This window comes from Robinsoniella sp. (assembly GCF_034124845.1).
Genome location: NZ_JAWYAJ010000536.1, coordinates 9,798 through 16,426, shown reverse-complemented (window position 1 = coordinate 16,426; position 6,629 = coordinate 9,798). Strand labels below are relative to the sequence as shown.

General features: G+C 39.9%; 7 protein-coding genes and 1 pseudogene. 7 read left to right on the top strand and 1 reads right to left on the bottom strand.

Annotation, left to right across the window (positions count from 1 at the left end; genetic code table 11):
- Together ACH2DQ_RS26695 and ACH2DQ_RS26690 are read left to right on the top strand one after the other, a co-directional pair.
- Window positions 1–90, top strand: a pseudogene (locus tag ACH2DQ_RS26695) (IMP cyclohydrolase); the annotation flags it as partial.
- A 229-nt stretch (window positions 91–319) separates the two neighbouring features.
- A complete protein-coding gene (locus ACH2DQ_RS26690) occupies window positions 320–1,204 on the top strand; it encodes a DUF6612 family protein (RefSeq protein ID WP_394912497.1) in 885 nt (294 codons plus the stop codon).
- A gap of 117 nt (window positions 1,205–1,321) precedes the next feature.
- Here ACH2DQ_RS26690 and ACH2DQ_RS26685 read toward each other — a convergent pair whose 3' ends face one another.
- Window positions 1,322–1,552: an HPr family phosphocarrier protein gene (locus ACH2DQ_RS26685; RefSeq protein WP_394912496.1), complete on the bottom strand. Its 231-nt coding sequence runs from the start codon at window positions 1,550–1,552 to the stop codon at window positions 1,322–1,324.
- 328 nt (window positions 1,553–1,880) lie between these two features.
- Between ACH2DQ_RS26685 and ACH2DQ_RS26680 the strand changes: the two genes are divergently transcribed.
- From ACH2DQ_RS26680 to ACH2DQ_RS26660, 5 genes are all read left to right on the top strand, one after another.
- Complete coding sequence (locus ACH2DQ_RS26680) at window positions 1,881–2,621, top strand: ABC transporter ATP-binding protein (protein WP_394912495.1); 741 nt, start codon at window positions 1,881–1,883, stop codon at window positions 2,619–2,621.
- Window positions 2,614–4,182 carry a hypothetical protein gene (locus tag ACH2DQ_RS26675; RefSeq protein WP_394912494.1) on the top strand — a complete coding sequence of 523 codons (1,569 nt, stop codon included), beginning with the start codon at window positions 2,614–2,616 and terminating at the stop codon, window positions 4,180–4,182. Before ACH2DQ_RS26680 ends, ACH2DQ_RS26675 begins: the two co-directional genes overlap by 8 nt.
- A gap of 109 nt (window positions 4,183–4,291) precedes the next feature.
- Window positions 4,292–5,449 (top strand): M23 family metallopeptidase, encoded by a 1,158-nt coding sequence (locus ACH2DQ_RS26670; RefSeq protein ID WP_394912493.1) that lies wholly within the window; start codon window positions 4,292–4,294, stop codon window positions 5,447–5,449.
- Between the two features lie 53 nt (window positions 5,450–5,502).
- On the top strand, window positions 5,503–6,069 hold the full coding sequence (locus tag ACH2DQ_RS26665; RefSeq protein WP_394912492.1) for a TetR/AcrR family transcriptional regulator: 567 nt from the start codon (window positions 5,503–5,505) through the stop codon (window positions 6,067–6,069).
- A 104-nt stretch (window positions 6,070–6,173) separates the two neighbouring features.
- Entirely contained in the window at window positions 6,174–6,599 is a 426-nt protein-coding gene (locus tag ACH2DQ_RS26660) for a DUF2871 domain-containing protein (RefSeq protein WP_394912491.1), read from the top strand.
- The last annotated feature ends 30 nt before the right edge of the window (window positions 6,600–6,629 follow it).

Genomic DNA, 6,629 nt, shown 5'->3' with positions numbered 1-6,629 from the left:
GGTTCTGTAAGAGATGACAATGTAATTGAGACCTGTGATAAATATGGTATTGCCATGGCAATGACAGGGGTACGTTTTTTCCATCACTAAAACAGTTATTAAAATGTAAAATTGCCGTTGTGCTGCATTTGATTCTTGCCGGCACAGCGGTTTTTTGCGACTTTATTTAGATTTTAAAAAAGGATTGCGAATTTTCTGTAAATCCTTTAATATAATCTATATACCGATAAGGTTTTTATTATTTAGAGTACATAGGGAGTAATTTCAACTGGGCAAGTTCGCCGGTTGGCATCCAAGTATGTTTGAAGGAGGAAAAAGTATGAAGAAGATTTTATGGAAACGGGGATGTGTTATCCTGGGAGGTGGCATTCTGGCATTGAGTATGGCTGGATGCGGTAAGGTAACTTCCGAGACGCTATTGAAGTCCATGTCTGAAAATATGTCAAAAGAAGATAATTACAAGATGGATATGGTGATGGATCTGCAGGCGGGCGGAACCGTTCAGGGAATAACTGTAGATATGAAAATGAATATGGATATGGGGATGAAAATAAACACCAATCCTCAGGTGATATTTGGGGAAGGAGCAATAACTTTGGATATGCTGGGCATGAATCAGAAAATGAACATGCAGATGTATACAACGAAGGATGGAGATCAGACTGTTTCCTATTCAAAATTAGATGAGGGTGAATGGCAGAAAGAGGTCAGCGGTGATATTGATGAGATGATCAAATCTTATGATTTTGAAGCAGTACAGGAATTAGCCGGTAACCTGGAACTGGCAGAGAAAACAGAAGAAGTTGACGGCGTAGAATGCTATGCACTGAAGGGTACCTTAGATGGAGAAGCATTAGAAGCGATGTTAAAATCTGCATTAAGTATCATGGATAACTCCACGAATTTAATGGGAGAAGCGGATTGGACTAAAATGGAACTTCCCGTTGAAATCTATATATCCAAAAAAGAAAAGAAGCCGGTGAAAATGAGTCTGGATATGAAATCCATGATGCTGGAATCTATGAAAGGTGCCGAAACCGGTGAAGTGGATGTAGATTTTAAATGCGATAAATGTACGTTTGACTTAAAGTTTGGATCTTTTGGAGAAGTAGAAAAAATCACAGTACCGGAAGATGTAGTCAATACAGCCGTAGAAAAAGAAGCGGCTCCGGATACAGAAAAAGAAACGGATCTGGTAGCATAAGAGTGGTAATTGTTTTATATATTTAAAAGGGTAAATCAAAATGGACCAGGAGTCATCTCTCCCGGCCCATTTTTTTTGCGCTAAAAAGATTTGTGAATCAATGGATCGTGTATGTAATTATGCTGCAATATAAGGCCCCATGATCCGTTCTGCTAAAAAAGGATTGTTTGTATTAATAGCGAGCTTGAGAGACCGGTTGATATCCAGGCTGAATACCCCCAGTAGAGATTTTGCATCGACGGTTGCCCGTCCGCAGATTAAGTCTGCATCACAGTCCAGTTGATTGCATTTTTTTACAAATTCATAGATGTCTTCAAAAGATTTCAGTTTAATGGTGTAGTTAACCATAGCGCCCTTCCTTTCTAAAATGTGAGTGTTTTTGTATGCTGTCTGTGTTCTTTTTATTCATATTACTAGAATTCTGTCAACACAGCATGATACCTCCGTAAAGTATATGTAAAATATTTTTGAAATAGAACACTTTTTGAAAAATTTATGAAAAAATTTATGAAAACATTCTAAAATCGGAAACTGGAAAATTATTGTAGTAAAAGTATAGCGCTGGTTTACTTTACAGCTTAAAGTTAACGGTGCTTCGCTTGCCAATTGTTCATGAAACATATACAATAGCGATAACAAAAGAAATGTTTAATATTAAGAAAGGTAAGGGAAGATTATGGTTAATAACAAACAGGCAATAGAGGTTTTAAAAATACAGGATTTAACAAAGATATATGGTAATAACAAGAAAGCAGTGGATCATTTATCACTGGAGGTACAGGCGGGTGATATTTATGGATTTATCGGGCACAACGGTGCCGGAAAGACGACTACCATTCGCTCTGTCGTAGGAGTTATGGAGTTTGACAGCGGAGAAATCCGGATCGGCGGGCATTCTGTAAAAAAGGAACCCATAAAGTGCAAAGAAATGACCGCATATATTCCGGATAATCCGGATCTGTATGAATATCTGACAGGGATACAATATTTGAATTACATAGGAGACATGTTCCAGGTATCGGGAGGGGAGCGGGAGAAGCGTATCCGAAAATATGGTGATCTGTTAGGGATTACGAAAAATCTGGGTGATCTGGTATCGTCCTATTCTCATGGTATGAAACAAAAGCTGGCAATTATTTCGGCATTTATCCATCAGCCAAAGCTGCTGGTTCTGGATGAGCCATTTGTTGGGCTGGATCCCGAAGCAGCCTTTAACCTGAAGAAGATGATGCATGAATTATGCGATAACGGCGGTGCAATTTTCTTTTCTACCCATGTGCTGGATGTGGCTGAAAAACTTTGCAATAAAATAGCGATCATCAAAGCAGGTAAATTAATCGCCAGCGGAAAGACTGAAGATGTCAGAGGGAACAGCAGCTTAGAAGAAGTATTTTTGGAGGTGGCAGCACATGACTAAATTTATGGGACTGTTAAAGGTGCAGATGTATGGATCATTTGGTGTGAATAAATTGTTGCACGCCAGAGATAAAAAAGAAAAGAGAAGAGCTGTTGGTGTTCTAAGTATAGCTGTAATATTGATTATATTGATGTTTGGCTACAGTACAGGGCTGGCAATTGGGTACCGGGTACTGGGACTCACTGAGATGCTGCCAGCAATGATGCTGATGATCGTTGCACTGGTGACGATTGTGCTCACTTTTTCCGGAAGTACGGGGATGCTGTTTGGGATGAAGGATTATGACATGGTGATGTCCCTGCCAGTGAGCAGTGCTGCGATTATATTGAGCAGACTTCTGTGGACTTATGTATTAAACCTTCTTGTAGGTTGTATTGCACTTTTGCCTTCTATTATCGTATTTGGGGTAACCATGCACAGCAGTCCAGGCGTCTGGCTGATGATGGTAGTAAGTATATTTTTTGCCCCGATGCTACCAATGACACTAGCTTTGGCATTGGGGGCGCTGATTACAGCAATTGCCTCCAGATTCAAATACAAGAATCTGGTTGTGATTATCCTGAGTATTGGGGTTACTTTGGCAGCTATTGCCGGATCATTTAGTCTAAAGGGAGGAGCACAGCAGATGGTGGAGATCGGAAAAATGTTATCCGATACCATAAATGGTTTTTATCCGCCTGCCCGCCTTTTTTCCAATGCACTGATTCGGGAAAGCTGGACGGATTTTATATTGTTTTTGTTATTGTCGGTCATACCGGTAATACTATTTGTATTACTGCTTGCTGTGTTTTATAAAAAAATAAATTCAGCTATTTTAAATCACCATACAAAGGGTAACTATAAGATGGGTGCCCTGAGTGTAAGAACTCCATTTGCAGCGGCATACAGAAGAGAACTGGGAAGATATACTTCATGTAACATTTATATTATGAATACATCCATATCAGCAATCCTGATGGTGGCAATGGGAATTGGAATTTTGTTTATCAAACCGGATCAGATAGATAAAATGTTAGAAATGCCGGGAGTGTTTAACAATCTGCAAAAATATGCACCATTTGTAATGATTTTAATTTCTTCCCTGTGCAGTACAACAGCCTCATCTATTTCGCTGGAGGGAAAAAGCAGATGGATTAATAGTTCCTTGCCGGTTAAAAACAGTGTCATTTATAATAGTAAAATAGCGGTAAACCTGACAGTACTGCTGCCGGCAGTTTTGGTATCGGGGATTCTGTTTACTATCGCTTTAAAACCGGGATTACTGAATTGCATTATGATTTTTGCCGCACCTGCAGTGTATGCTTTATTTATTTCTGTATTGGGTCTCTATATGAATTTAAAATATCCAAAGTACGACTGGAATAATGAAATCGAAGTCGTAAAACAGTCCATGTCAGTGGGAATTACCATGGGCGCAGGAGCACTTTCTGCCTTTGTACTTATTGTAGCAGCGGTTGTTTTTAACCAATATATAGAAGTTGTTTTAATTGCGGCAACGATTATATTTGGCATCTTTACATTTATGATTTACCGTAAAACCGTAACTATCAGGATGCAGTAGAGTGAACAGTAGAATAGGAAAGCGTAATTAATCAGCAAACCCTAAATTTATCTGCATAATATCCCGCCTTCGGAATAAAATGAAAGTGACTTAATATCCGGAGTCTGCCATGGACAAGAAACGTGAAAAACGTATTATACAAATAGAACTTATTATTTTAGTACTTTTAACTATTTTTGCTGTTTACAGAGGGGTACATAGTTCACTGTCGAACCACGCCGCAGCGGAAAAGTTAAAGAGTACTGCAACCGCCGGGGAGCAGGAAACAGGGCAAGGTGAACCAGTAACGGAGAAAGAGGGAGCATCCTCAGGGGAAACCCAAAAAGAGACAGAAAAGAAGTTCATTAAATGGGTAGATTTCCATGTGACAAATGAAGCAATGAGGGCTGCTTATCAGATGGATGTAGAGAGTTACGGGCAGGAGGTTCATCTGGACTGGGTGGATCTTCTTGCTTATCTTGGGACACGGTACGGCGGTGATTTCACACGATATAAAGAAAGAGATCTGCAGGATTTAAAAGAAAAACGGATCACCCAGGGACAGACCATGGATGAACTGACGAAAGATTTAAAATATTATCCATATTACCGAGAAGCATATGGTGCCGTTCTGGATGGCTGGGTTGGAGAATATGAGATCCAGGTGGAAAAAGAAAATAAAGTTGTATGGGAAAAGAAATACGGTTTAAAGGCATATCTCCCAATCGCAAAGGGGTATGAATATTCTGATTATGATGATTTTGGAACATCCAGGTCTTATGGCTACAGCCGGCCGCATCTGGGGCATGACATGATGGGCCAGGTTGGAACACCGATTATTGCGGTAGAGTCCGGTTATGTGGAAGCAATAGGCTGGAACCAATATGGCGGCTGGCGCCTGGGTATCCGGAGTTTCGATAAAAAGCGTTATTATTACTATGCCCATCTGAGGAAGAACTTTCCTTACAACAAACAGCTGGAAGTGGGAAGCGTAGTGCAGGCAGGAGATGTCATCGGTTATCTGGGACGTACCGGATACAGCGCCAATGAAAATGTGAATAATATTGATACCTCCCATCTGCATTGGGGATTGCAGTTGATCTTTGACGAATCCCAAAAGGAAGGGAATGGTGAAATATGGGTAGATTGTTATCAGCTGACCAGATTTCTCTATCAGAACCGAAGCCTGACCGAAAAGAATCTGGAGACAAAGGAATATCACAGAATTTATGAATTCAGAGATCCGGCAGCAGAGCAGTATATAGATGCATCGGAAAAAGGCGATTGACATAAGTCCGGAATACTGATATAATGAACAATGTTCAAGATGGAGGTGGGCGTGTGAACCGTGTTGTTACTTCAAAAGAAGAGTTGATTAAAGCTGCCAGGGAAATTGTGTTTGAAGAAGGGGCCGAAAAATTAAATATACGGTATCTTGCTAAGAAATGCGGCATAGCCACAGGTTCTGTCTACAATTATTTCCCATCTAAGTCGGAATTGATATTTTCAGTGGTGGAGGAGTTCTGGGGAAGTGTCTTTCATCAGGATGTATGTAAAATACAGGGTGACATTTCTTTTGTAGAATTCTTTGAGACTGTTTACCTGAGATTGTGTGCCAACCTTCAGGATTTCCGTTCCATTTTTATGAGCCAGTTTGAAGCAATGAAAAGTTCGGAAAAAGAAAAGGGCAGGCTGGTGGAACAGAAGTATCTGGAGCATGTGAAAAACGGATTTTTAATGGCTCTTGGACAGGATAAAAAAATACCGGATGACGTATGGACAGATACATTTACAAAAGAGAAATTCGTTGCATTTTTATTTAGCAACATGTTTTCCTTGCTTACCGACGAAGAGCGGGACTGCAGTTATTTTAAAGAAGTCCTGAACAGAATTTTATATGTTACCTGATCCACTTTTTCTTAATTTGTAAAGGTGGATTTTCTTAAAAGAAAAATGAACACTGTTCAATAGCGGCAGGGTTCATCGTTACTTGTACATAAGGAGAAAAATTTATGAAGAAAATGATTAATATTGCTTTTGGTTATGGGATTGCGGCTATGGCGGGAGGCGTTTTCTACCGGGAATTCACAAAGTTTAACGGTTTTGAAGGGCGGACATCCCTGGCTTTCGTACATACCCATTTGTTTCTGCTGGGAATGATAATGTTCCTAATTACCGCTTTGTTTGTGGGAAATTTAAAGGATTTATGCCGGTCTAAAAAGTGGAAAGCATTTATGGTGATCTACAATATTGGCGTACCGGTCACTGCTTTGATGCTTCTCACAAGAGGTGTGGTACAGGTACTTGGAATCAAAGCATCTGCGGCACTGGATGCATCCATCTCGGGTATTGCGGGAATCGGGCATATCCTCACAGGGGTGGGTATTGTTTTATTATTTTTATGTTTAAAGGAGTGTGTGGTAAAAAATGAAAAATAATTTTTTTCATATACCTAAGAAATATCTGCT

Excerpts from the sequence above, each read along its gene's own strand:
- ACH2DQ_RS26660 (WP_394912491.1), top strand. The coding sequence starts at position 6,174 with ATGAAGAAAATGATTAATATTGCTTTTGGTTATGGGATTGCGGCTATG.
- ACH2DQ_RS26670 (WP_394912493.1), top strand. The coding sequence starts at position 4,292 with ATGGACAAGAAACGTGAAAAACGTATTATACAAATAGAACTTATTATT.
- ACH2DQ_RS26690 (WP_394912497.1), top strand. The coding sequence starts at position 320 with ATGAAGAAGATTTTATGGAAACGGGGATGTGTTATCCTGGGAGGTGGC.
- ACH2DQ_RS26675 (WP_394912494.1), top strand. The coding sequence starts at position 2,614 with ATGACTAAATTTATGGGACTGTTAAAGGTGCAGATGTATGGATCATTT.
- ACH2DQ_RS26680 (WP_394912495.1), top strand. The coding sequence starts at position 1,881 with ATGGTTAATAACAAACAGGCAATAGAGGTTTTAAAAATACAGGATTTA.
- ACH2DQ_RS26685 (WP_394912496.1), bottom strand. The coding sequence starts at position 1,552 with ATGGTTAACTACACCATTAAACTGAAATCTTTTGAAGACATCTATGAA.